This is a genomic window from Actinophytocola sp. (assembly GCF_036402745.1).
In the GTDB taxonomy this organism is placed as follows: Bacteria; Actinomycetota; Actinomycetes; order Mycobacteriales; family Pseudonocardiaceae; genus Actinophytocola.
The window spans coordinates 1-23,902 of record NZ_DASWSJ010000039.1; the positions used below are offsets into that span (position 1 = coordinate 1).

A 23,902-nucleotide genomic window follows, 5' to 3' on the forward strand; every position below is an offset into this window, starting at 1 on the left:
CCGGGTCGCGGTGCACGACGACCGACCCGTCGACGAGCGCGATATGTAGGCGGTCACCGCAGACCCAGCCGAGGGCGTCGACGGTGGGGCGGTTGGACACCGTTCCCCAGACGTCGATCTTGCCCATGCCGTAGATCAGCGACCCCGCACGCGGTAACCCGAGCAGCTCGCCGACCGGGAGGTGACCGCCTCGGGTCGCCAGCAGCCGGCGTCCGGCCGATACTGCCAAGCGGGGTGGGAGGAGCGGAGCGATCTTGCGCTCAGCCACGGCAGCCACCCCCGTCGACTACCGACGGGCGACACCGAGGGATGTGAGGAACGCGGAGAGGTCGCGTGGTGCAACAGAAGAAGGACAGGCTGTTGCCAGGAAATTTCCTAGGAGAGTGTGTCCGAGGGGGGACTTGAACCCCCACGCCCTTGTAGGGCACTAGCACCTCAAGCTAGCGCGTCTGCCATTCCGCCACTCGGACCAGGTGTGGGCATAGCGTAGCGGATGTCGTGGGCGGGTCGTCACGGGCTGCCCCTTGGTTCGGGTGCGGGGATCGTCGTTAGGATCTTCGAGTTCAGGTCCTCTGGGGAGCGTTGCCGCGGGCCGGGGTGATGGGCCGTCGTTTGCATGGGTGGGGCTATTACCCGTAGTGTCCGACTTGTCACGATATGTTCCCGAATGGGAAGGTCGACCCTATGGGTTTGTTCGATTTCGTCAAGGAGAAGGCTGCTGAGCTCATGTCAGGCGCCGGCGACAAGGTCAGTGAGCTGACCGGGACGGAGCTGCCGCAGTCCGCCGACGAGCTCGCCGACACGGCTACCGGTCTCGGCGACACCGCTACCGGCGCGGCGCAGGATCTCACCGGCTCGGCGAACGACGCGATCACCGATGTGACCGACCCGCGCGGACAGCAGTAGACCGACACGGCTGTCGAAGTCGTCGTCGGGCGGGGTGGGGGCCCAGTGGTAGGAAGTGCTGGTGAACTCACCGACGGACACCACCGCGCTGGCCCAGGACGAGGCCGTTCAGCTCACCAGTGAGCTCATCCGGATCGACACCACCAACACCGGGGAGCCGGACACCACCGTCGGCGAGCAGGCGGCTGCCGAGTATGTCGCCGGGAAGCTTGCCGAGGTTGGGTACGACGTCACCTCCCTCGAGTCCGGGGCCAAGGGGCGGGCGAACGTCTTCGCGCGGCTCGAGGGGGCCGACCCGGCGCGTGGGGCGCTGCTCGTGCACGGGCATCTCGACGTCGTGCCGGCCGACCCGACCGAGTGGTCCGTCCACCCGTTCTCCGGCGCCATCCAGGACGGGTACATCTGGGGGCGCGGGGCCGTCGACATGAAGGACATGGTCGGGATGACCCTGGCCGTCGCCCGGCGGTTCAAGCGGGACGGGGTTGTCCCGCCTCGAGACCTCGTCTTCGCGTTTCTCGCTGATGAGGAGGCCGGTGGGGCGCTGGGGGCCCAGTGGCTCGTCGACCATCGGCCCGACCTCTTCGCTGGGGTTACCGAGGCTGTGGGGGAGGTGGGGGGCTTCTCGATCACGCTTGCCGACGACCTGCGGGCGTACACGATCGAGATCGCGGAGAAGGGCATCGCCTGGATGCGGTTGCGGGTGCGGGGGCGCGCCGGCCACGGGTCGATGCTCCACGACGACAACGCCGTCACCAAGCTCGCCGCGGCGGTCGCTCGCCTGGGGCAGCATCAGTTTCCGCTGGTCGTCACCGACTCCGTGCGTGCCTTCCTCGACTCGATGACCGAGCTGACAGGCCTCGAGTTCGACGAGGACGACCTCGCCGGGTCCGTCGCGAAGCTGGGGCCGTTCGCGCGGGTGGTGGGGGCGACCCTGCGGGACACCGCCAACCCGACCATGCTCACGGCCGGGTACAAGGCGAACGTCATCCCGTCGGTGGCCGAAGCCGTCGTCGACTGCCGCGTGCTGCCGGGGCGGGAGGCCGCCTTCGAGCGGGAGCTCGACGAGATCCTCGGGCCGGACGTCGAGCGGGAGTGGATCACTCACCTGCCCTCGGTGGAGACGACGTTCGACGGGCCGCTCGTCGACGCGATGACGGCCGCGGTCCAGGCCGAGGATCCCGGCGCCCGCACCGTCCCGTACGTCCTGTCCGGCGGCACCGACGCCAAGGCGATCCACACGCTGGGCATCCGCTGCTTCGGGTTCGCACCGCTGCGCCTGCCGCCCGACTTCGACTTCACCGCCCTGTTCCACGGCGTCGACGAGCGCGTGCCGGTCGACGCCGTCCGGTTCGGCACCCGCGTCCTCGACCGGTTCCTGCGCAGCTGCTGACCTTGCCCGAGCGCGTCGCCCTGGCGGACGGGGCCTCCCTGGCCCTCGTCCGCGCGGGCGATCCGGCCGCACCCGTGACCGTCGTGCTGCTCCACAGCTACGCCCAGGACCACCGGGTCTGGCACAAGGTCGTCGACCTCCTGGGCCAGGCCGACCCGACGGTCCGGGTCATCGCCTACGACCACCGCGGCCACGGCGACTCGACCCCCGCCGAGCCGGCGACCGCGACGATGGAGCAGCTCGGCGACGACCTCGCCGAGCTGCTCGCCCAGACCGACGGGCGGCTCGTCCTCGTGGGCCACGGCATGGGCGGGCACGTCGCGCTCGCGGCCATCGCCCGGCACGAGCCGAAACGCGTCGCCGGGCTCGTGCTGCTGTCGACCTCCACCGGCCTGGTCGCCGAGACCTCCGCGGCCCTGCCCCGCTCGGTCGGCCGGCTCGTCCAGGACCTGCACGCGATCCTCGGCCCGCGCATCGTCGGCCAGGTCCGGCAGCGCATCGACAAGGCCACCACCGCCGGCCTGCGCTGGCTGCTGCTCGGCGACGACCCCGACCCGGACGACGTCCGGCTGGTCGCCGAGATGATCGCCCGGCACTGGCCCGACACGGCCGCGTTGTTCCACCCGGCGCTGGACCGCTACGACCGGGCGGCCGCGCTGGCTGTTACCGTCGACACGCCGGTGCTCGCGATCGTGGGCGAGCGGGACCGGCTCGTACCGGCCGCGCACGCGTCGGCGCTGGTCAGCGGGAACCGGCGGGGGCACGCGGTGACGCTGCCCGGCCGCGGGCACATGCTGCCGCTCGAGGCCGCCGCGCAGATCGTGCCGCGGATCCTCGGACTGGTCGGCGACATACTGCGCGACGGTTGAACCGATTCCGATCTCGCCGCGTAACGTCCGGTGGCCCAACCGGCCGATAGGCGACAGACTCATCCAGCACAGGACCAACCGGAGGAAACGTGCCCGAATTCATCGGCGGACTCCCGCTGCACCCGCTCATCGTGCACTTCGTGGTCGTTCTGCTGCCGCTTGCCGTGGCCGGCTCGATCCTCACGGCGGTCTGGCCCTGGTTCCGCCAGCGGTTCGGCTGGCTGACGGTGGGCGCGGCGGCCGTCGGCACGATCCTGTCGCCGGTCGCCACCAACAGCGGCACCAAGCTGGAGGCGCGGATCGGGAGCAACCCGGGCATCGAGCGGCACGCGGAGCTCGGCGACCTGATGGTGTGGTGGGCGCTGGCGCTGTTCGTGGCGGTGAGCGCGGTGATGGTCCTGCACACGATGGCCGAGCGGCGCGCGGCTGAGACCACCGACGAGGAGCCGGCGGACGGGGGCGGCGGGGTCGCGACCCAGACCAGGAAGGCCACCGGCCAGACGGTGGCCATGATCGTGGCGATGGTGGCGACCGTCGGACTGGCGGTCGGCACCGGTATTCACGTCTACCGCGTCGGCGACGCCGGGGCGCGGCTGGTGTGGGACTTCGTGGAGAAGAACCCGCCGGCCAACTCCGGCGGGTGAGTAGGGGCCGGACCTACGTGCTCAGCCCGGGCAGGATGCCGACGCTACGGCGGCGCTTGAGGACCACCCGTCGGCTTCCGTCCGAGTAGAGGCGCACGTTCGACAGCTCCCAACCGGCGAACTCGGCATGGATGGACAGTTGCGTGGCCGCCGCGCGCCGCGACACTCCCGGCGGAAGTCGCAGCGGCCGGTACTCCCAATCCCCGTCGATCACCCCGTCAGCACTCATCTGCCAATCACCTGAATTCCTTTTCCAGTCGCGGACGCGACCACCACGCGTCCGCTGTCCGGGTCCACGGCCACGGTGTTGGGCTGCTCGACCGTCGGGAAGCGGTACTTCTCCTCCGGCTGCTCACCCGCCACGTCGAACCCGACGACCTCGTTCGTGGCCGTGAGCGTCACCCACACGAGGTCGCGCTTCGCGTCGTAGGCGAGCGCGTACGGCGCGCCGTCGACGGGGTAGCGCTGCCGCATCAGCAGGGGGTCCAGCGAGAACGCCAGCAGCGCGCCCCCGCGGGTGTCGGCGACCAGGACCCGGCCGAACCGGTCGGTCACCGCGTTGGTCGATCCCTCGCCGGCGCGCAGGCCCTCGTCGACGGTGCCCGCCGGCACGTCGAGCTCGAACAGTGCGTTGCGCAGCCGGTCGAACACGACCGCGCCCTTGCCGGTGGAGAGCACCTGGTCGGCGCTGTAGAGGCCGCCCGAGATCATCCGGTAGACCTTGTCGCCGCCGAGCACAGCGACGGCCTTGCGGTCGCGCACGGCCACGAGCGTGCGGTCGCCGAAATCGGTGGCGCTCACCGGCTCGCCGCGGATCGGCGCGGGCGCGGCCTTGCCACCCGGCAGCGTGATCCGGACCAGCTGGCCGGCCGAGCCGGACGACGCGAGCAGCGGGCCACCGGGGCCGGCGAGGCTCAGCGTGTCGGCCGGTCCGGGGAGCGGGACGCGGGTGGGGTCGGCCAGGGTGTCGGCGCCGAGCCGGTAGAGCAGCACGGACGGCGGTTTGTCGACGGCGACCGCGAGCAGCCGGTGCTCGGCGTCGACCACCATCGAGGTGGGGGTGCCGGGCAGCACGCTGACCGTGCCGGCCGGCTTGGCCTGCGGTGCCGGCGACCGGGCCGCGGTGGCCGCGGTCGGGTTGTCCGACAGCATCAACTCGTCGCTGGGCTGTCCTGAGGAGCAGCCTGTCCCCACCGCGGCGCAACCCACGAGCACCACGGCCATCATGCGACGCAACATCGACCTCCGACACGTCCACCGGCCCGGCCCGACGGTGCCGCACGGTCGTCGAACACCCTGCGTCACGCCGACGGGACGTTCCCTCCAGCATGCTCCAATACTGGCCGCGACGCTAACCCCTGTTCCGGGGTGGCCGCGGGTGGGGGCCGACTACGGCGTGTCAGGGGTCAGTGCCGGCGCACCAGGCCGGTCCCGAGGTCGTAGACGGCCGGGACGACGCGCACGCCGAGCTCGTGGATCGTGGGGGAGCGGCGGGGGAGCTCCTCGGCCACGCGGGTCGCCTGGTTGCGGACGCACGCGGCGAGGAAGCTCGGCTGGGACGGGGTGGCGCGGACGGTCGCCTCGATGGCGCGCGCGACGGTGCTGACCGAGCCGGTCACCTCGCTCGCGCCGCGGACCAGGTCGATCGCCGCCTTGACCGCGCCGCACTCGGCGTGGCCGAGGACCACGACGAGGGGCACGTGCAGGTGCTCGACGGCGTACTCGATGCTGCCGACGACGGCGTCGTCGAGCACCTCGCCGACCGCGCGGACGCTGAACAGGTCGCCGAGGCCCTGGTCGAACAGCAGCTCGGCGGGCACCCGGGAGTCCGCGCAGCCCAGCACGCAGGCGAAGGGCTCCTGGCCGTCGACGAGACTCTGCCGGTACGCGGGGTCCTGGCGGGGGTGGGTCTGCCGGCCGGCGGCGAAGCGGGCGTTGCCGGCGACGAGCCTCGCCCAGGGATCTGTGGTGGTCGGGGCGGTCGCGGGGGCGGCGAAGGCGGGGGCCGAGGCGGTGGCGCCGACGGCGACCGCGGCGGCGGTGGCGGTGCCGATGGCCAGCAGCGAGCGACGGCTCAGGTTCGCATACTCCATACAGCATACAATTCCGGCATATCGCCGGGTTGGCGAGCGGTGGCGTCGACGATCAGCCGAACGGCGCAACGGCAGTCACGCAACGTCAGCCGAGCCGGCGCGGGTGATCCGGGGAGCCGGTCAGCCGAGGCGGGCCTCCGGGTAGCCGAGCTCGATGTCGCTCACGTCGTCCAGGGCGGCGCGGATCGCGGCCGGCAGAGCGAGCTCCTCGGACACGAGCGAGCCCAGCAGCTGCCCGGTGTCGCGCGCGCCGACCACGGCGGACGCTACCCCCGGCCGGTCGCGGACCCAGGCCAGCGCCACCGACAGGGGAGAGGTGGCGAGCCCGTCGGCGGCGGTGACGACGGCCTGGACGATCCGGGCCGCGCGCTCGGTGCGGTGGTGGTCGACGTAGGGCGCGAAGTGGGTGGACGCGCCGCGGGAGTCGGCCGGCGTGGCGGCGCGGTACTTGCCGGTGAGGACCCCGCGGCCGAGCGGTGCCCAGGCCAGCAGGCCGATCCCGTGGTGCGTGGCCGCGGGCCCGACCTCGCGCTCGAGGCCGCGCTCGAGCAGCGAGTACTCCATCTGCGTCGACACCAGCGGCGCGCCGAACGGCTTGGCCTTCTGGATCGTCGCCGCGGTGGCGAGCTGCCAGCCGTTGTAGTTCGACACGCCGGCGTAGCGGACCTTGCCGCTGGTGACCGCCGCGTCGACGGCGGCGAGCGTCTCCTCGACGTGCACCGCGGGGTCCCACGCGTGCAGCTGCCAGAGATCGATGTGGTCGACGCCGAGCCGGCGCAGCGACCCGTCGAGCGCGGTGAGCAGCGCGCCCCGGGACGCGCCGCCGCCGAAGGGCCCCTCGTCGCGGCGGGCCACGGCCTTGGTGGCGAGCACGACGTCCTGGCGCGGCACGAGGTCGTCGAGCAGTGAGCCGAGGATGCGCTCGGCCTCGCCGTCGTTGTACACGTCGGCGGTGTCCACCAGCGTGCCGCCGAGGTCGGCGAAGGCGACGAGCTGGCTGGCCGCCTCGTCGGCGTCGGTGTCCTGGCCCCAGGTCATGGTGCCCAGGCCGATCCTGGACACCCGCAGCCCGCTGTGCCCGAGGTGTCGTTGCTCCACCCGGGGAAGCCTAGGCGGATGATCGTGTTCTCGCTGGCAGACGCGCTGTATTGGCTGGTTCGCTGTCGCTCACGCGCTGCGCTGTCCATCACAGTTGGCGGGTGGCCAACTGTCGGTATGGTCATCCGATGCGACTCGGACTGAACCTGGGCTACTGGGGTGCCGGCAACGACGCGAACAACCTCGAGCTCGCCAAGGAGGCGGACCGGCTCGGGTACTCGGTGGCCTGGGCCGCCGAGGCCTACGGCTCGGACGTCCCCACGGTGCTCGCCTGGGTGGCCGCGCACACCGAGCGGATCGACGTCGGCAGCGCCATCCTCCAGATCCCCGCGCGCCAGCCCACGATGGCCGCGATGACCGCCGCCACGCTCGACACGCTCTCCGGCGGCCGGTTCCGGCTCGGCCTCGGCGTGTCCGGCCCGCAGGTGTCCGAGGGCTGGTACGGCGTGAAGTTCGACAAGCCGCTCGCCCGCACCCGCGAGTACGTCGACATCGTCAAGCAGGCGCTGCGCCGCGAGCGGGTCACCTTCGCGGGCAAGCACTTCACGCTGCCGCTGCCGGACGGCCCGGGCAAGCCGCTGAAGCTGATCGTGCACCCGGTCCGCGCGGAGATCCCGATCTACCTCGCCTCGATCGGCCCCAAGAACCTGCAGCTCACCGGCGAGGTCGCGGACGGCTGGCTGGCGATCTTCTACTCGCCCGACCACGCGCACGAGTCGCTCGAGCTCATCCGCCAGGGCCGGGAGAAGGCCGGCAAGACGATGGACGGGTTCGACGTCGTGCCGACCGCGCCGCTCGTGGTCGCCGACGACTGGAAGGCCGCGGCCGACACCGTGCGGCCCTACGCGGCGCTCTACGTCGGCGGCATGGGCAGCCGCGAGCAGAACTTCTACAACAACCTCGCGTGCCGGATGGGCTACGAGGCGGAGGCGGCCGAGGTGCAGAACCTCTACCTCGCGAAGGACTACGCGGGCGCGGCGGCGAAGGTGCCGCTGGGCTTCGTGGACTCGACGTCGCTGCTCGGGCCGCGGGAGCGCATCGCGGAGCAGATGCAGAAGCTCGCCGAGTCGGGGGTCACCACACTGACCGTTTCCCCGGTGCTGCAAGATCTCGAGCAGAGCGTCGCGGCATTGCGCGTCGCGGTTGAAGCTCTGGACAAAGCAGGCGTCGGCGACTGACCGGGTGGGCGAGCCCGGGCGCCGACCTGACGGCGAGGACAGTTCTTGACTACCACTATAAGTGTCCTTGACTCGGTCATTCTAGGCGTGGTCGAAGGGCTCACCGAGTTCCTGCCGGTCTCCTCGACCGGCCACCTGAAGATCACCGAGGGATTTCTCGACATCCCGGTGGACGACCCGGCCGTCGTGGGCTTCACGGCGGTCATCCAGGTCGGCGCGATCGCGGCGGTGCTGGTCTACTTCTTCGGCGACATCGTCCGGCTCGCGACCGCGTGGGGACGAGGTCTGGTCAAACCCGCGGCCCGGGCCGACCACGACTACAAGTTCGCCTGGTGGATCATCTTCGCCACCGTCCCGATCGTCGTGGTCGGCATCCTCGCCCAGTCGATGATCAAGGGCCCGCTCGCGTCGCTGTGGATCGTGGCCGGCTCGCTGATCGTCGGCAGCGTCGTCATGTGGCTCGCGGAGAAGTTCGCCACCCAGGACCGCGGTGAGAAGGAGGTCACCTTCTCCGACGCGATGCTGGTCGGCTCGTCGCAGATCCTCGCGATGCTCTTCCCCGGCTTCTCCCGCTCCGGCGCCACGATCTCCACCTCGCTGCTGCTCGGCCTGGACCGGGTCACCGCGACCCGGCTGTCGTTCTTCCTGTCCATCCCGGCGCTGACCGGCGCGGGCCTCTACGAGCTCAAGGACGCGATGGGCGCCGGGGTCGGCGCGGCGCCGCTGATCGTCGGCACGGTCGTGTCGTTCGTCGTCGCCTACGGGTCCGTCGCGTGGCTGCTGAAGTTCGTCGCCCGGCACAGCATCAACGGGTTCGCCATCTACCGGGTGATCGTCGGGCTGGCGCTCTTCGGCCTCCTGTTCGGCAACGTCCTGCAGCCCTGACCGGACGCCGCGACGTAGGGTCGAGGCCGTGGCCACCGTCGTACTGCTCAGGCACGCCCGCTCCACCGCCAACGGCTCCGGCGTGCTCGCCGGCCGCTCACCAGGGGTGGAGCTCGACGAGTCCGGGCGCAAGCAGGCCGACGGCCTCGTCGAGCGGCTCGCCCAGGTGCCGCTCGCCGAGATCGTGTGCTCGCCGCTGTTGCGCTGCGAGCAGACGGTCGCCCCGCTGGCGAAGGCCCGCGACGTCGTCCCGGTCACCGAGGACTCGTTGTCCGAAGTGGACTACGGGGTGTGGACCGGCCGCGAGCTGAAGACGCTGTTCAAGGAGAAGCTCTGGGCGGTGGTCCAGCAGCACCCTTCGGCCGCGGTGTTCCCCGAGGGCGAGGGGCTCGCGCAGGTGCAGACGCGGGCCGTGGCGGCGGTGCGGGCGCACGACGCGCGCATAACCGCCGCACACGGGCCGAACGCCGTCTGGCTGCTGTGCAGCCACGGCGACGTCCTGAAGGCGATCCTCGCCGACGCGCTCGGTCAGCACCTCGACACGTTCCAGCGGATCGTGGTGAACCCGGCGTCGGTCTCGGTCGTGCAGTACACCGCGACCAGGCCTTTCGTGCTCCGCATGAACGACAACGGGGGCGAGCTGGCGAGCATCGTGCCGCCCGAGCCGGAGCCGGCCGGCGACGAGCCGCCCGCGGGGGACGCCGTGCCGGGAGGCGCCACCGGTCGCTCATCGTGACAGGTTTCCGACACCCGTCACGATCTGGGTGAAACCACCGAGGATCGTCCGCCGACTGTGCCAATATCTGGGCACCATTCTGCTCCGCCGCGGCGGACCTTCGAGGAGTTGTTGATGACACAGCCATACGGCCAGCAACCTGGCGACCAGGGTCAGCCCGGTGGCCAGTACCCCGGTAGCGGCGGGTTCCAGCAGCCGGGCGGGCAGTACCCGGGCAGCGGCGGGTTCCAGCAGCCGGGCGGGCAGTACCCGGGCGGCGGTGGCTTCCCCCAGGCGCCGCAGCCACCCAGCTACCAGCAGGGCTACGCCGGGATGCCGCAGGCGCCGCAGGAGTACGGCGGCGGCGCGGTCACCCGGCCCGGCGGCACGACGGCGGCGGCCGTGCTCGCGTTCGTGCAGGCGGGCATCACGCTGATCACCACCGCCATCCTCATGATCGCGCTCGCCGCGATCCAGGATCTCGCCAACGGCGCGGAGGAGACCGCGGGTGGCATCGCGCTGGGCGGCGCGCTCGCCGAGTTCTGGATCGTCTCGATCGTGCAGCTCATCGGCATCGGCCTGCTGATCGCCGGCGGGGTCAAGCTGCTCGGCGGCAGGGCCGGCAACCTGTTCGTCATCGCCGTCGGCCTGCAGATCGTGCTGTGCGTCTACTGGCTGATCCGCATCGTCACCAACAGCGGCAGCCCGATGGTGCCGCTGATCCTGGTGGTCATGCCGATCATCTCGCTGGTCCTGGCGCTGAACGCGGCCAACAAGGAGTACGTGCGGTACAAGAGCGGCCGTCCCGCCTGACCTCCTTCGCGAGGAGTCAGGACGACCGAGCAGTACGGGCATGGCGAACCGGGCGAGCAGTACCCGGGGCGCCGGCCCGGCGGGTCGTACCCGGGCAGCGGTGGGTGTGCCCAACCGGTGTTCCTCCCGCGGTCTGGGTACTCCGGACCCGGGCACCCACAGCCCGGGTACTCGGAGCTCGGATCACCCCTGGTGCTGGCCGCGGGGCGGCCAGCACGCGGTACCTGCGGTCCCGCCGGCGACTGCGCCGCACCGGGCCGGAGCGCCTCAGCGGGCCAGCAGCTCCAGCTGGGCCAGGGTGACCGTCGGCGCGCCGGTGTTCTCCGTGATGTCCAGCCGGTAGTGGGTGTAGGCACCCGGGTTGGCCACCGCGAACGCCCGGGTCTGGCGGCGACACGGGAACGTCTCCTGGGTCCGCTCGTCCAGCACGACCCAGTCCTCGCCGTCCGCCGACCCGCGCAGGGTCCAGCTGCGCGGGTCGTCCTGCCGGGTGCCCGAGGTCAGCGTGTAGTACCGCACCGTCGCGCCGTCCTCGCCGGGCATCCGGAAGCCGACCCACGCCGTCGGCGTGCGGAACACCACCTGGGTGCGGCTCGTGTCGTCGAACAGGGCCGCCACGTTGGCCCCGTCGCTGCCCTCGCTGTGCCCGTCGACGTCGCAGGTGATGTCGAACATCGTGCGCGGCGGGGTGTCGACCTGGGTGATCGACGGCGGCAGCGCCTCGATCCCGGTGGCCCAGTCGGTGGGCTCGGGTCCCAGGTGGAAGTCGAGCACGGCGCCGTTCGCGAGCAGCGCGTGCGGCAGGTAGGCCTTGTCGTAGGACGAGCCGTTGACCCGCAGCGACTGGACGTAGACGTTCGTGGGGCTGTTGTTGGGCGCGTTCACGACGATCTCGTTGCCGTTGGCGAGCCGGACCGTGGCCTTGCGGAACAGCGGCGAGCCGATCACGTAGTCCGGGCTGCCGACCCGCAGCGGGTAGAACCCGAGCGCGCTGAACAGCCACCACGCGGACATCTCGCCGTTGTCCTCGTCGCCGAGGTAGCCCTGGCCGATCTCGCTGCCGGTGTAGAGCCGCGCGAGCACCTCGCGCACCTTCTCCTGGGTCCGCCACGGCATGCCGGCGTAGGCGTACATGTAGGGGATGTGGTGCGAGGGCTGGTTGCTGTGCCCGTACTGGCCCATCCGCACGTCGCGGGCCTCGGCCATCTCGTGGATCGAGCGCCAGTACCTGCCCCGCGCCCGGCCGGTCTCCTGGGTGGTGAAGAACTCGTCGAGCTTGGTGCCGAGCGCGGTGCGGCCGCCGAGGAGCGCGGCGAGCCCGGCGCCGTCGTGCGGCACGCTGAACGCGGTGTTCCACCCGTTGGTCTCCACGTAGTCACCGCCCCAGGCGCGCGGGTCGTAGGAGTTGGCCGAGTGCCGCCAGCGGCCGTTCTCCTTGCGCCCCTGGAAGAACCCGGTGCTCGGGTCGAACGAGTGGACGTAGTTCAGCGCCCGGTCCAGGAAGTACTCGTGCTGCTCCTTGTCGCCCAGGGCCTCGGCGAGCTGCGCGATGCCGAAGTCGTTGAGGCAGCCCTCGAGCGTCCAGGACAGCCCCGACTCGGTCGAGGTCGGCGTGTAGCCGAGGAAGATCGACCGGCCCAGCCCCTTGCGGCCGACGGCGTCGGAGTCCGGGGCGACGGTGGCGTTGCGGACCGCGGCCTCGTAGGCGACCTGGACGTCGAAGCCCCGCACGCCCTTGAGGTAGGCGTCGGCGAACGCGACGTCGGAGCTGGTGCCGGTCATCAGGTCGGCGTGGCCGGGGGAGGACCAGCGCGCGGTCCACCCGCCGTCCTGGTACTGGCGCAGGAACCCGGCGACGAGCTCGCCGCAGTGGGTCGGGTCGAGCAGCGCGTAGGCCGGCCAGGTGGTGCGGTAGGTGTCCCAGAACCCGTTGTTGACGTAGGCCTTCCCGGGCACGAGCACCGCGCCGGTCTGGGTCGGCGTGTTCTTCTTGGCCGGGCCGGTGAACGGGCTCGCGTAGGCCAGCGTCGGCTGGTCGTCGGTGCCGGTGTTCTCGTGGATGTTGTTGGGGTAGAGGTGCAGCCGGTAGAGGTTGGAGTAGAGGGTGACGAGCTGGTCCTCGCTGGCGCCCTCCACCTCGATGCGGCCGAGCCGGTGGTCCCAGGCCTGCGCCGCGCGCTCGCGGACGGTCTCGAACGTGTCGTCGTCGGCGATCTCCTGCCGCAGGTTGCGCTTGGCCTGGGCGATGCTGATCAGCGACGTGGCGATCCGCATGGTCACCACGGTCTGCCCGGCGGGGTCGGGCTCGAACCGCAGGTAGCCGCAGACCCGCCGGGACAGCCCCCGCCACAGCTTGCCGCTGGCCGCGACGGCCCGGTCGAAGGTGGCGTGGACGAACATGCGGGTCGCGCCGGCGGACAGTCCACTGCGGACGTCGGTGTAGCCGGAGACGCTGCCGCCCACCGGGTCCAGGGTCAGCCGGCCGCGCCTGCCGACGTTGTCGAAGATCAGGTTGGCGTCCTCGCCGGGGAAGGTGAACCGCAGCAGCGCCGCGTGGTCGGTCGGGGCGAGGTCGGTGCGGATGCCGTTGGTGAACCGCACGCCGTAGTGGTGCGGCAGCGCGATCTCGTTGGCGTGCCGGAAGGTCAGCGCGCGGGCCCGGCGGCCGGCCTTCGGCTTGCGGACCTCCGCGGAGGGCAGGACCTGGAAGGTCTGCCGGTCGCCCATCCACGGGCTCGGCTGGTGGCTCACCGACAGCGCCTGCAGCGCGGGCAGGTTCCGGTCGTTGTTGCCGCGCTGGTAGCTGTAGATCCAGCCGAGCGTGCCGGCGTCGGTGACCGGGGTCCAGAAGTTGAACCCGTGCGGCACGGCGGTGGCGGGGAAGGTGTTGCCGCGCGAGTACGCCTTGGTCGAGTTGCTGCCGCGGGTGGTGACGACGTAGTCGGCGGGCCGGCGGTCCTCGGTCTTGGGCTTGTCGACGATCGCGATGTCGTCGACCCAGCCGGCGAACTCCGCGGGCCCGGCCGGGCTCTCGTAGCCCAGCAGCACCTTGACGACGACCTTGCCCTCGGCCACCGCGCCGATGCGCACCGAGCGGTGGTTCCACTGGTTGGGCGCCAGCGCCTTGGACTCGCCCTGCGCGCGGGGCGTGAGGGAGAAGCCGAGCTGGTCGGTGACGCCGAGCTCGGACAGGCGGGTGCCGTCGTCGAAGGTCAGGTCGACCGCCACGAACGTGCTCGGGTAACGCAGGTCGTCGCCGAGCAGCTCCGGGTAGATCACGTAGGACAGCTCGGTGTCCCGGGCGACGAGCATGTCGACGAGGAAGAGCTTGTTCACCACGTGCGCGGCCTCGCGGCCGGTGTGCGAACCCTGGTAGCGCAGCGCGCGGACGCCGGTGAACCCGACGCCGGCCTTGGCCGTGTAGGGCTTGCCCGGGCCGCCGCCCTCCCGGGTGCTCATCGTGGCGCCGTCGGCTCTCGGCTGGTTGTCCTGGCCGATGTCGCTGACGTCGATCCACGTCAGCGGGGGATCGACGTTCTCGAAGGACGAGAAGAAGCCCCGAGCACTCATCCGCGACGCTCCTCACAGGGTTGGACGGTCGCTGGTGGCGCATGATCCTAGAGACGCAAGGAGGCGCCCATGCACCCCGCCCGCCGACTGTGGACCGTACTCGAGCCACTGCACGACGTCGTGTACTTCGCGCCGGACGTCCGGGACGCCGGAATGAGGGTCGGGCTGCGTGGTTTCTGGATGACCTACTTCGCCTTCCGCGCGGCGCCGTTGGGGCCGGTGGGAGCGGGTGCGGTGGTCGCGACGTTCGCCGGGTTCGAGCCGTCGATGGTGGCCAAGGCGTTGCCGGACGCGTGGTCGCGGACCACCCCGGCCGCGTGCGTGGCCACGCGGGCGGAGGTGTCGGTGGGCGCGCTGCGCTCGGTCGGCGTGTCGGTCGCGGCGTGCGAGGTGGCGGTTGCCGCGCTCGCGCCGGTGGCCGCGTCCGCCGACCCGACCGGCCGCCCGCTGTACGCGGCGAACGCGGAGCTGGCGCTGCCGGCCGATCCGGTCGCCGCGCTGTGGCAGCTGGCGACGACGTTGCGCGAGCACCGCGGCGACGGGCATGTGGCCGCGCTGGTGTCGGCGGGGGTCTCCGGGCTGGAGGCGTTGCTGCTGCAGGTCGGCCTCGGCAAGTTCCCGGACCGGCTCATGCGCTCGGTCCGCGGGTGGCCGGAGGACGCGTGGGCGGCCGCGGCGGACGGGCTGCGCGCCCGCGGGCTGCTGGGTTCCGACGGCACGTTGACGCCGGATGGCGCCGCACTGCTGGCGTCGGTGGAGGCGTCGACCGACGAGCGGGCGTGGAGCGGCTGCCTCGCGGCACTCGGCGAGGCCGGGGTGGACCGGGTCGTCGCGGCGCTGCGCCCGTCGGTGGGGACCTTGTGGCGGTCGGGGGTGCTGCCGTCGGTCAACCCGACCGGGCTGCCGCCGGAGCGCGCGTGAGCGTGCTCGACGACCTGCTGCGCCGCGGCTGGCCCGCACTGTCCGAAGTGGACGTGGACGGCTGGGTGGCGCGGGTGTCGGGCGGGGTGACGCAGCGTGCGAACTCGGTGGCGCCGCTCGCGGTCCCGCCGGATGTCGGCTCGGCGATGGCGCGGGTGGAGCGGCTGTACGGCGCGCACGGGCTGCCGGCGGTCTTCCAGCTGGGCCCGACGGTGTGGCCGCCGGACCTGGACGAGCGGCTGGCGGCACGCGGCTACCGCTACGGCTCGCCGACGACGGTCGAGGTGGCCGAGGTGGCCCCGGTGCTCTCGCGGCTGCCCTCCGGTGCTCCGTCGGCGATCACGGCGCTGCCGGACGAGGAGTGGATGGACCTGTGGTGGGCGGTCGACGGCCGCGGCGACGACGTGGCCCGGGACGTGGCGCGGTGGATCCTCACCGCCGGGCCGGCGTTGTACGGCAGCGTGCGGGACGAGCGCGGGGTGGCCGCGGTGGCGCGGCTGGCGCTGGTGGGGGAGTGGGGTGGGCTGTACTGCATGGCGGTCCGCGCGGACGCGCGGCGGCGCGGGCTGGGGTCGGTGGTGTTGCGGGGAGTGTTGTCGGCCGCGGTGGGGCTGGGGGTGCGGCGGTGCTGGCTGCAGGTGCGCGCTTCGAACGCGGCGGCCCGGGCGTTGTACGCGGGGGCGGGGTTCACGGAGGCGGCGCGGTATCACTACCGGACGCAGGTGCGCGGGTGAGGGCGCTGGCCTCCGGCCCCGGTTTCCCGCCTACGGGCGGGGACTGACGGTTCCGGGCCGTGCGAGCGCGGGCCTGTGGACAACTCCGGGGTCGCGGGGGCCCCCCGCTTTCCAGTCTACGAGCGGGCACCGACGGAAACCGGCCGCTCGGCGGGCGCCTGTGGACAACCGGGTATGGCGTGGGTCGCGGTGGGCCGCGGTGTCGGTCCGGGTCGGGTGTGGCGCTGTCCGGGTGTGGCGTGGTGGGCGCGAGCTAGACCGTCGACAGGAAGCGGTCCAGGACGTTCGTGCCGAAGCGGAGGCCTTCCACCGGGACTCGCTCGTCGACGCCGTGGGCCATGAGCCTGTGGTCGAAGTCCTCGGGCAGCCACAACGGCGCGAAGCCGTAGCAGTCGATGCCCAGGCCCGCGAACGCCTTGGCGTCCGTGCCGCCGCCCATGCAGAACGGGACCACCACCGCGCCCGGGTCCTCGGCCTCCAGCGCAGCGGCCATCGCGGTGAACCACGGCGAGTCGACCGGGGCCTGCACCGCCGGCTGGTAAGCCACGAACGACCGGCGCACGTCCGGGCCGAGCAGCCGGTCGATCTCGGCGAGCAGTTCCGGCTCGGTGCCGGGCAGCACCCTGGTGTCGATCTGCGCCTGCGCGACGCCGGGGATCACGTTGACCTTGTAGCCCGCGTCGAGGACCGTCGGCGTGGTGCTGTTGCGGACCGTGTTCTCCGCGATCTTCGCCGCCGGGCCGAAGTGGCGCAGGGTCTCGTCGACCGCGTCCTCTGTGGACAGATCCACCGGGATGTCCAGCGCCTTGCCGGCCCGCTCGAAGAACGCCTGGACCGCGGGGGTGAGGACCACCGGCCAGCGGTGCTCGGTGAGCCGGTGCAGCGCGGCGATCAGCTTGACGACCGCGTTGTCGTCGTTGCGGCGGGAGCCGTGGCCTGCGCGCCCGGTGGCGGTGAGCTGGAGATGCGAGGTGCCGCGCTCGGCGGTGGCCACGGGGTAGAGCCGGACCGGCGCGCCGGAGGCGGTGGACGCGCGGACCGTGTAGCCGCCGGACTCGCCGATCGCCGCGGCGCAGCCCTCGAACAGGTCGCGGTGCTTCTCGACCAGCCAGTGGGCGCCCCACTCGCCCTTGTCCTCCTCGTCGGCGACGAACGCGAGCACGACGTCGCGCCGCGGCCCGCGGCCCTCCGCCGACCAGTGGTGCAGGACGGTGAGCAGGGTGGCGCACATGTCCTTCATGTCCACCGCCCCGCGACCCCACACGAAGCCGTCGCGGATCTCGCCCGCGAACGGCGGCACCGTCCACTCGGCAGGGTCGGCCGGCACCACGTCGAGGTGGGCGTGCACGAGCAGCGGCGCCAGCGTCGGGTCCGACCCGGGCACCCGCGCGACCACGTTGCTGCGCCGCGGCGAGCGCTCCAGCAGCGACGGCGTGAGCCCGGCGGCGGTCAGGTGCGACGCGACGAACTCCGCCGCCTCCCGCTCGCCCTCCGCCGACCCGCCGCCGAGGTTGGTCGTGTCGAACCTGATCAGCTGCGCACACAGCTCCTCGACAGCGGGGATGCTCACTCCGACAAGCTCCGTTCGGTGCCGATGCTCACTCCGACAAGCTCCGTTCGGGCGACTCACCCATAGCTTCCCTCCACGGCACCGCTCGCGATGGCGGTGACCACCTTGAAAGCCTTCATCGCGTCGGTCATCGACGCGGCATCGAAACCGACCCGGCGCACGTCCAGCTGGTCCACCGTCGGCACCACCGCGGCGGCCGCGGCCAGGTGCGCCGCGTCGAACTCCACCTCGATACGGTGCGCGCTCACCGAACCCTCGAAACGTCCGGCCCGCGCCATGCCGAGGTGAGCCTCCGCGCTGATCGACGCCGCGGTCACCGCGGGTGGCGTGCAGATCGCGGCGTACCGGGACACGCACTCCTTGACCGCGACCGTCCGCGCATCCGGCACGTAGGAAGAAGCGTCCGCGCAGGTGAGGTCGTCACCCGTGACCAGCAGCACCGGCACGCCGTACTCGGCGGCGAGCGCGGCGTTGAGCCGGCCCTCGCTCGCCCGCACCCCGTCGAGCCACACGCCGGTGATCTGGTTCGGCAGGTACGTGTGGGACAGCACGCCCTCGACGCCGGCGGCCGCGTGGTAGCCCAGGAACACCACGCCGTCCACGCCCGAGTCGACGCCCTGCATCATCGACAGCGGCTTGTGCCGGCCGGTGAGCAGCCGCGCCCGGCTGTCGAGGTCCTCGAGGAGGATGTTGCGCTGCGACGAGTGCGCCTCGTTCACCAGCACGTCGGTGGCCCCGCCCGCGAACAGGCCCTCGACGCACGCGTTCACGTCCCCGGTGAACATCTTCCGGAAGCGCTGCCACTGCTCGGTCCCGACCTCGACGTCCGCGGTCCACGTGACGCCCGTCGCGCCTTCCATATCGGCTGAAATCATGATCCGCACGGGACCCACGTTACGGCTTGGTACACGTCGCCGACACTCATTGACTTTTTGAACCGATAGGTGGTTACTTCCTCTCAACTATCAGGAAGAGGTGATCATCGTGAGATCGAGGCGTGTCGCGCTCGGTATCACACTTCTCGTGTCCGCCCTGGTCACGGTGCCTGTCGCGGGCCCGGCGAGCGCGGCCGCGAAGCCCGTCCCGCAGGCGGCCAAGGCACAGGGCACGAAGCTGCTCCGGATCGGCGTCACCCAGGAGATCGACTCGCTCAACCCGTTCATCAGCATCACCCGGACGGGCACCGACATCCTGCGCACCGCGTTCGACTACCTCACGGTCTACAGCCAGAAGGACCAGTCGCCGGAGGCGAGCCTCGCGGAGAGCTGGACCACGTCGGCGGACAAGCTGACCTGGACGTTCAAGATCCGCAAGGGCGTGAAATGGTCCGACGGTGAGCCCGTCACCGCCAAGGACCCCGCGTTCACGTTCAAGAAGATGCTCGACGACGAGACCGCGCGCACCGCGAACGGCAGCTACGTCCAGCAGTGGGCGTCGGTCGAGGCGCCGGACGACTCGACGCTGGTGATCAAGACGAAGGTCCCGCAGTCCACGATGCTGGCGCTGGACATCCCGATCGTGCCCGAGCACGTGTGGTCGAAGGTGACCGACATCGGCGCGGAGCCGCAGTTCCCGATGGTGGGCAGCGGGCCGTACTACGTCACCGAGTTCAAAGAGGCCCAGTTCACCAAGATGAAGGCCAACCCCAACTACTGGCGGGGCAAGCCCAAGGTGGCCGAGGTCCACTTCATCTACTACCGCAACTCCGACGCCGCGGTCACCGCGTTGCAGAGCGGCCAGGTCGACCTGGTCAACCGGCTCACCCCGACCCAGTTCGACGCGCTCAAGGGCGACCCGAACATCACGCTCAACAACGCGCAGAACCGCCGGTTCAACGAGATCGTGATCAACCCGGGCGCGGCCACGAGCGACGGCAAGCCGATCGGCAACGGCAACCCCGCGCTCAAGGACGTCAAGCTCCGCCAGGCGATCGCCACCGCGATCGACTCCAAGACGCTGGTGGACAAGGTCTGGGGCGGCTACGCCGAGGAGGCCAAGGGCTACATCCCGCCGGTCTTCAAGGACTTCGCCTGGACCCCGTCCGGTGACGTCAAGCGGACCTTCGACCTCGACAAGGCCAACCAGCTGCTCGACGACGCCGGCTACAAGAAGGGCTCGGACGGCATCCGGCTGGACAAGCAGGGCAAGCCGCTCAACCTGCGGCTGCTCGCCCACGCCGAGGCCAACCTCGACGAGACCGGTGGCCCGTTCATCAAGGGCTGGCTCAAGGACATCGGCATCAACGTCACCCTGCAGCCGGTGTCGGACACCCAGGTCAACGAGGACACCACGCGCGGCGACTTCGACCTCGCGTTCTCCGGCTGGAACGCCAACCCGGACCCGGACTACGTGCTGTCGCTGCAGACCTGCAACAACCGGCCCAACGCCCAGGGCGAGGGCGGCACGCCGGACTCGTTCCTGTGCGACGAGAAGTACGACCAGCTCTACGACAAGCAGCTCCAGGAGTTCGACCGGAACAAGCGGATCGACCTCGTCAAGCAGATGCAGGAACGGCTCTACGACCAGTCCACGCTCGTCATCCTGGGCTACGACAACGCGCTCGAGGCCTACCGCAAGGACAAGTTCGAGGGCTTCCCGCTCCAGCCCGCCAAGGGCGGCGTGATCATGAACCAGCAGGGCTACTGGGGCTACCTCGGCGCCACGCCCAAGGGTCAGGGTCCGGTGCCCGTCTACGGCGCGAACGGCGAGAACACCGCCACGGGTGGCGACACCACCCAGGCGGCGGCCGACGGCGGCAGCAGCACCGGGCTGATCCTCGGCATCGTCGGCGGTGTCGTCGTGGTGCTGCTGATCGTCGGGCTGCTGTTCGTCCGCGGCCGGCGCAAGACCGCTGAAGATCGCGAATAGGAGTTTTGTGTCGGACATCCTCATCCCGACCGAGGACGCGCTAGCGGAGGCTCCGCCACCCACCCGTGGTGGCGGAGCCGTCCGCTATGTGCTGACCAAGATCGGCGGCGGGCTGATCAGCCTCGGCCTGGTGATCGTGCTGGGCTTCCTGCTGTTCCGGGTGCTGCCCGGGGACGTCGTGCAGACCATGACCCGCGGCCGGCCGGCCTCGCCGGAGATGATCGCGGAGCTGAAGACCCGGCTGGGACTGGACAAGTCGCTGATGGGGCAGTTCGGCGACTACCTGTGGAAGCTGCTGCACGGCGATCTCGGCCAGTCCTACGTGTTCAACGTGCCGGTGGCGCAGAAGATCGGCGAGCGGCTGTGGCCGACGCTGCTGCTGGTCGGCGTCGCGACGATCATCGCGGTGGCGTTGGGCCTGTGGCTGGGCACCCGGTCGGCGTGGCGGCGGGGGAGCAGGTTCGACCGGATCTCCACCGGCGTGGCGCTGGCCCTGTGGTCCACGCCGACGTTCTGGCTGGGCATGCTGCTGCTCGCGGCCACCAGCGGGCTGTTCCCGACCGCGGGGCTCGTCTACTCCGACACACCGCCGGACTTCTTCTCCCAGGCCGTCGACATCGCCCACCACATGGTGCTGCCGACGGTCACCCTCGTCGCGGTGATCTACGCGCAGTACCAGCTCGTCATGCGCTCCTCGCTGCTCGAGGAGATGGGCGCGGACTACCTGACCACCGCGCGGGCCAAGGGACTGCGCGAGGACCTCGTGCGCCGCCGGCACGCGGTGCCCAACGCGCTCCTGCCGACGGTCACCCTGGTGTTCCTGCACCTGGGCTTCGTGATCGCCGGCGCGGTCACCACCGAGACCGTCTTCTCCTGGCCCGGCCTGGGCCTGCTGACCTACGACGCGCTGCGGGTGCGGGACCTGCCGCTGCTGCAGGGCACGTTCATCGTGCTGGCCGGCGCGGTGATCACCATGAACGTCATCGCGGACGTGCTCTACCGCGTCCTCGACCCCCGGGTGCGTGCGTCGTGACCACTCCGTCCCCCCGCACCCTCGCCTGGCGCCGGCGCGGGGCCGCGTTCGCCGCCGGGTGGAGGCAGTTCGCCAAGCAGCGCACCGGCCTGCTCGGGCTGGGCCTGCTCGTGCTCATCGTGCTGCTCGCGGTCCTCGCCCCGGTGCTCACCGACCGCGAGGGCCTGGACGTCACCCGGGCCACCGGCGGCCGGATGGAGCCGCCGAGCGCGGAGTTCCTGCTGGGCACCGACCGGCCCGGCCGCTCGGTGTTGCTGCTGACCCTGTGGGGCGCCAGGGTCTCGCTCACCGTCGGCTTCGTGGCGACGCTGCTGTCGATCGCGATCGGCACGATCATCGGCATCCTGGCCGCGCACTACGGCCGCTGGGTCTCCGCCGGGCTCATGCGGATCACCGACTTCTTCCTCGTGCTGCCCTCGCTGGTGCTCGCGATCGCGCTGTCGACGGTGATGGAGCGCGGCATCGGCACGATCATCCTGGCGATCGGGCTGACGTCGTGGCCCTCGGCGGCGCGCCTGGTGCGGGCGCAGACGCTGACGATCGAGGCGCGGCCCTACATCGAGCGGTCGAAGGCCCTGGGCGGCGGGCACACCCACGTGATCACCAAGCACGTGCTGCCCGCGGTGCTGCCGCTCGTGTTCGTCAACACCACGCTCGCGGTGGGCAGCGCGATCGTGGCCGAGTCGACGCTGTCGTTCCTGGGCCTCGGCGACCCGGACCCGATGCGGCCCTCGTGGGGGTCGATGCTGCGCTCGGCGTGGCTGGACAGCGCGGTCATCGCGGGTGCCTGGTGGTACCTGCTGCCGCCGGGCATCGCGATCGGCATCGTGGTGCTGGCGTTCACCATGTGCGGGCGGGCGCTGGAGTCCGTCCTGAACCCACGGCTGCGGGAGGGCTGAGCGGTGCCGCTTCTGGAGCTGAAGGACCTGACCGTGCGCTACCGCGGTCGCGAGCGCGAGGTCGAGGCCGTCCGCGGTGTGAACCTCACCCTCGACGCGGGCGAGACGCTCGGGCTGGCCGGCGAGTCCGGCTGCGGGAAGTCGACGCTGGCCATGTCGGTGCTGCGGCTGCTGCCCCCCTCGGCCGAGATCGGCGGCGAGATCCTGCTCGACGGCGAGGACGTCTCCACGATGAAGTGGGGGCGGCTGCGCGCGGTGCGCTGGACCACCGCGTCGATCGTGTTCCAGGGCGCCATGCACGCGCTGAACCCGGTGCGCCGGGTGCGCGACCAGATCGCCGAGCCGATCGTGCTGCACAGCGCGTCGCCGCCGGCAGCGGGCGCGGTGGCCAAGCGGGTGGCCGAACTGCTGTCCCAGGTCGAGCTGCCGGCCGCGAAGGGCGACGCGTACCCGCACGAGCTCTCCGGCGGGCAGAAGCAGCGCGTGATGATCGCGATGGCGCTGGCGTGCGAGCCGCGGCTGGTGATCGCCGACGAGCCGACCACCGCGCTCGACGTGATCGTCCAGGCGCAGGTGCTGGACCTGATGACCCAGCTCGTGACCGAGCGGGACATCGGGCTGGTCATGATCAGCCACGACCTCGCGGTGCTCGCCTCGACCTGCCGTCGGCTCGCCGTGATGTACGAGGGCGAGCTGGTCGAGGAGGGCGAGTCGGCCGCGGTCATCGCCGACCCGCGGCACCCGCACACCAAGGCGCTCGCGGCCGCGTTCCCGACCGTCGGCGACCCGGCGTACCGCTACGCGCCGGCGACGAGCAGCCCGCTGGGCCTGCCCGGGGCACCCGAGCCCGCGTCCGGCGAGCCGCTGCTGCGCACCGAGGACCTGCGGGTGACGTTCCAGGGCCGGGGCGGGTCGGTGACCCACGCCGTCGCCGGGGTCGACCTCGAGGTCCGGCCGGGCGAGATCGTCGCGCTGGTCGGCCAGTCCGGCTCGGGCAAGACCACGCTGGCCCGCACGATCCTGGGCCTGCAACCGCCGACCGCCGGCCGGGTGGTCTACGGCGGCACGCCCGTCCCGACGTCCAGCCGGGGGCTCAAGGCCTACCGGCGGCAGGTGCAGCTCGTGCTGCAGGACCCGACGAGCGCGCTGAACCCGCGGCACTCGGTCTACGAGTCGGTCGCCGAGGGCCTGCGCATCCACCGGGTCGCCGGCGACGAGCGCGAGCACGTGGCCGCCGCGCTCGAGGCCGCGGAGCTGCGCCCACCGGAAGAGTTCATGCCCTTGTTGCCGCACCAGCTCTCCGGCGGGCAGCGGCAGCGGGTGGTGATCGCCGGCGCGCTGGCCCTCGAGCCGCGGCTGCTCGTGGCGGACGAGCCGGTGGCGTCGCTGGACGCGTCGGTGCGCGGGGAGATCCTGGCGCTGCTGCTGCGGCTGCGGGCCAAGCTCGACCTCGCGGCCCTGGTGATCACCCACGACCTGGGGCTGGCGTGGAACATCGCCGACCGGGTCGCCGTGATGTACCAGGGCGAACTGGTCGAGGTGGGCTCGGTGGACGACGTCCTGCGCAACCCGAAGCACGACTACACCCGCTCGCTCCTGGCCGCCCTCCCGACGACCGCGCCGAGCTCGCCCGCTCCATGATCGCTACCCGGGGTGTCGCGCCCGGCACGCCCGGTGTGTCAAAAAGCGGCCGTTGCGGCAAACAGACCAGCGGGC

General features: G+C 71.7%; 21 protein-coding genes, 1 tRNA gene and 1 pseudogene. 14 read left to right on the top strand and 9 right to left on the bottom strand.

The genetic code is table 11. From position 1 onward, the window contains the following. Positions 1-268: pseudogene (locus VGD70_RS03935) on the bottom strand (hypothetical protein); the annotation flags it as partial. Positions 269-386: 118 nt separating this feature from the next. Next, positions 387-470: transfer RNA gene (locus tag VGD70_RS03940), tRNA-Leu, on the bottom strand. A gap of 214 nt (positions 471-684) precedes the next feature. Between VGD70_RS03940 and VGD70_RS03945 the strand changes: the two genes are divergently transcribed. The 4 genes from VGD70_RS03945 (at position 685) to VGD70_RS03960 (ending at position 3,809) form a co-directional block, all read left to right on the top strand. Further along, positions 685-906 (top strand): hypothetical protein, encoded by a 222-nt coding sequence (locus VGD70_RS03945; RefSeq protein ID WP_331078193.1) that lies wholly within the window; start codon positions 685-687, stop codon positions 904-906. A 61-nt stretch (positions 907-967) separates the two neighbouring features. Next, positions 968-2,296, top strand: coding sequence for a M20/M25/M40 family metallo-hydrolase (locus VGD70_RS03950; RefSeq protein ID WP_331078195.1), 1,329 nt, complete (start codon positions 968-970; stop codon positions 2,294-2,296). Positions 2,297-2,298: 2 nt separating this feature from the next. After that, a complete protein-coding gene (locus tag VGD70_RS03955; protein WP_331078197.1) occupies positions 2,299-3,165 on the top strand; it encodes an alpha/beta hydrolase in 867 nt (288 codons plus the stop codon). 89 nt (positions 3,166-3,254) lie between these two features. Next, a complete protein-coding gene (locus tag VGD70_RS03960) occupies positions 3,255-3,809 on the top strand; it encodes a DUF2231 domain-containing protein (protein WP_331078199.1) in 555 nt (184 codons plus the stop codon). Positions 3,810-3,822: 13 nt separating this feature from the next. Here the strand turns inward: VGD70_RS03960 and VGD70_RS03965 are convergent, their stop codons facing one another. The 4 genes from VGD70_RS03965 to VGD70_RS03980 all read right to left on the bottom strand — a co-directional run bounded on the left by VGD70_RS03965 (position 3,823) and on the right by VGD70_RS03980 (position 7,000). Further along, positions 3,823-4,038 (bottom strand): DUF5703 family protein, encoded by a 216-nt coding sequence (locus tag VGD70_RS03965; protein WP_331078200.1) that lies wholly within the window; start codon positions 4,036-4,038, stop codon positions 3,823-3,825. Beyond that, entirely contained in the window at positions 4,035-5,048 is a 1,014-nt protein-coding gene (locus tag VGD70_RS03970; protein WP_331078202.1) for a hypothetical protein, read from the bottom strand. Before VGD70_RS03970 ends, VGD70_RS03965 begins: the two co-directional genes overlap by 4 nt. A 167-nt stretch (positions 5,049-5,215) precedes the next feature. Further along, the gene (locus VGD70_RS03975; protein ID WP_331078204.1) at positions 5,216-5,902 is read right to left on the bottom strand and encodes a carbonic anhydrase; all 687 of its coding nucleotides are present in this window, start codon (positions 5,900-5,902) and stop codon (positions 5,216-5,218) included. 120 nt (positions 5,903-6,022) lie between these two features. After that, positions 6,023-7,000, bottom strand: coding sequence for an aldo/keto reductase (locus tag VGD70_RS03980; protein ID WP_331078206.1), 978 nt, complete (start codon positions 6,998-7,000; stop codon positions 6,023-6,025). Between the two features lie 128 nt (positions 7,001-7,128). Here VGD70_RS03980 and VGD70_RS03985 point away from each other — a divergent pair, with 128 nt between their 5' ends. From VGD70_RS03985 to VGD70_RS04000, 4 genes are all read left to right on the top strand, one after another. Then, positions 7,129-8,178 carry an LLM class F420-dependent oxidoreductase gene (locus tag VGD70_RS03985; RefSeq protein ID WP_331078208.1) on the top strand — a complete coding sequence of 350 codons (1,050 nt, stop codon included), beginning with the start codon at positions 7,129-7,131 and terminating at the stop codon, positions 8,176-8,178. 45 nt (positions 8,179-8,223) lie between these two features. Then, a complete protein-coding gene (locus VGD70_RS03990) occupies positions 8,224-9,063 on the top strand; it encodes an undecaprenyl-diphosphate phosphatase (RefSeq protein WP_331078210.1) in 840 nt (279 codons plus the stop codon). Positions 9,064-9,091: 28 nt separating this feature from the next. Beyond that, a complete protein-coding gene (locus VGD70_RS03995; RefSeq protein WP_331078212.1) occupies positions 9,092-9,799 on the top strand; it encodes a histidine phosphatase family protein in 708 nt (235 codons plus the stop codon). 114 nt (positions 9,800-9,913) lie between these two features. Continuing rightward, positions 9,914-10,591 carry a hypothetical protein gene (locus tag VGD70_RS04000; protein WP_331078214.1) on the top strand — a complete coding sequence of 226 codons (678 nt, stop codon included), beginning with the start codon at positions 9,914-9,916 and terminating at the stop codon, positions 10,589-10,591. Positions 10,592-10,858: 267 nt separating this feature from the next. Here the strand turns inward: VGD70_RS04000 and VGD70_RS04005 are convergent, their stop codons facing one another. Continuing rightward, on the bottom strand, positions 10,859-14,161 hold the full coding sequence (locus tag VGD70_RS04005; protein WP_331078216.1) for a GH92 family glycosyl hydrolase: 3,303 nt from the start codon (positions 14,159-14,161) through the stop codon (positions 10,859-10,861). 69 nt (positions 14,162-14,230) lie between these two features. Between VGD70_RS04005 and VGD70_RS04010 the strand changes: the two genes are divergently transcribed. Both VGD70_RS04010 and VGD70_RS04015 read left to right on the top strand, forming a co-directional pair. Beyond that, positions 14,231-15,082 carry an SCO6745 family protein gene (locus tag VGD70_RS04010; RefSeq protein ID WP_331078218.1) on the top strand — a complete coding sequence of 284 codons (852 nt, stop codon included), beginning with the start codon at positions 14,231-14,233 and terminating at the stop codon, positions 15,080-15,082. Next, positions 15,079-15,816: a GNAT family N-acetyltransferase gene (locus tag VGD70_RS04015; RefSeq protein ID WP_331078220.1), complete on the top strand. Its 738-nt coding sequence runs from the start codon at positions 15,079-15,081 to the stop codon at positions 15,814-15,816. Before VGD70_RS04010 ends, VGD70_RS04015 begins: the two co-directional genes overlap by 4 nt. A 253-nt stretch (positions 15,817-16,069) precedes the next feature. On the opposite strand, the gene VGD70_RS04020 is transcribed toward VGD70_RS04015, so the two are convergent. Both VGD70_RS04020 and VGD70_RS04025 read right to left on the bottom strand, forming a co-directional pair. Further along, positions 16,070-17,380, bottom strand: coding sequence for a M20/M25/M40 family metallo-hydrolase (locus tag VGD70_RS04020; protein WP_414637885.1), 1,311 nt, complete (start codon positions 17,378-17,380; stop codon positions 16,070-16,072). 62 nt (positions 17,381-17,442) lie between these two features. Next, positions 17,443-18,270: a M55 family metallopeptidase gene (locus VGD70_RS04025; RefSeq protein ID WP_331078223.1), complete on the bottom strand. Its 828-nt coding sequence runs from the start codon at positions 18,268-18,270 to the stop codon at positions 17,443-17,445. 100 nt (positions 18,271-18,370) lie between these two features. Here VGD70_RS04025 and VGD70_RS04030 point away from each other — a divergent pair, with 100 nt between their 5' ends. Genes VGD70_RS04030 through VGD70_RS04045 form a run of 4 tightly spaced genes read left to right on the top strand, consistent with a single transcriptional unit; the run spans position 18,371 to position 23,827 of the window. Next, positions 18,371-20,254: an ABC transporter substrate-binding protein gene (locus VGD70_RS04030; protein WP_331078225.1), complete on the top strand. Its 1,884-nt coding sequence runs from the start codon at positions 18,371-18,373 to the stop codon at positions 20,252-20,254. Positions 20,255-20,261: 7 nt separating this feature from the next. Then, complete coding sequence (locus VGD70_RS04035; protein ID WP_414637884.1) at positions 20,262-21,287, top strand: ABC transporter permease; 1,026 nt, start codon at positions 20,262-20,264, stop codon at positions 21,285-21,287. Then, the gene (locus VGD70_RS04040; protein WP_331078227.1) at positions 21,284-22,186 is read left to right on the top strand and encodes an ABC transporter permease; all 903 of its coding nucleotides are present in this window, start codon (positions 21,284-21,286) and stop codon (positions 22,184-22,186) included. The genes VGD70_RS04035 and VGD70_RS04040 overlap by 4 nt, the downstream gene beginning before the upstream one ends. Before the next feature lie 3 nt (positions 22,187-22,189). After that, positions 22,190-23,827, top strand: coding sequence for an ABC transporter ATP-binding protein (locus VGD70_RS04045; RefSeq protein ID WP_331078229.1), 1,638 nt, complete (start codon positions 22,190-22,192; stop codon positions 23,825-23,827). The last annotated feature ends 75 nt before the right edge of the window (positions 23,828-23,902 follow it).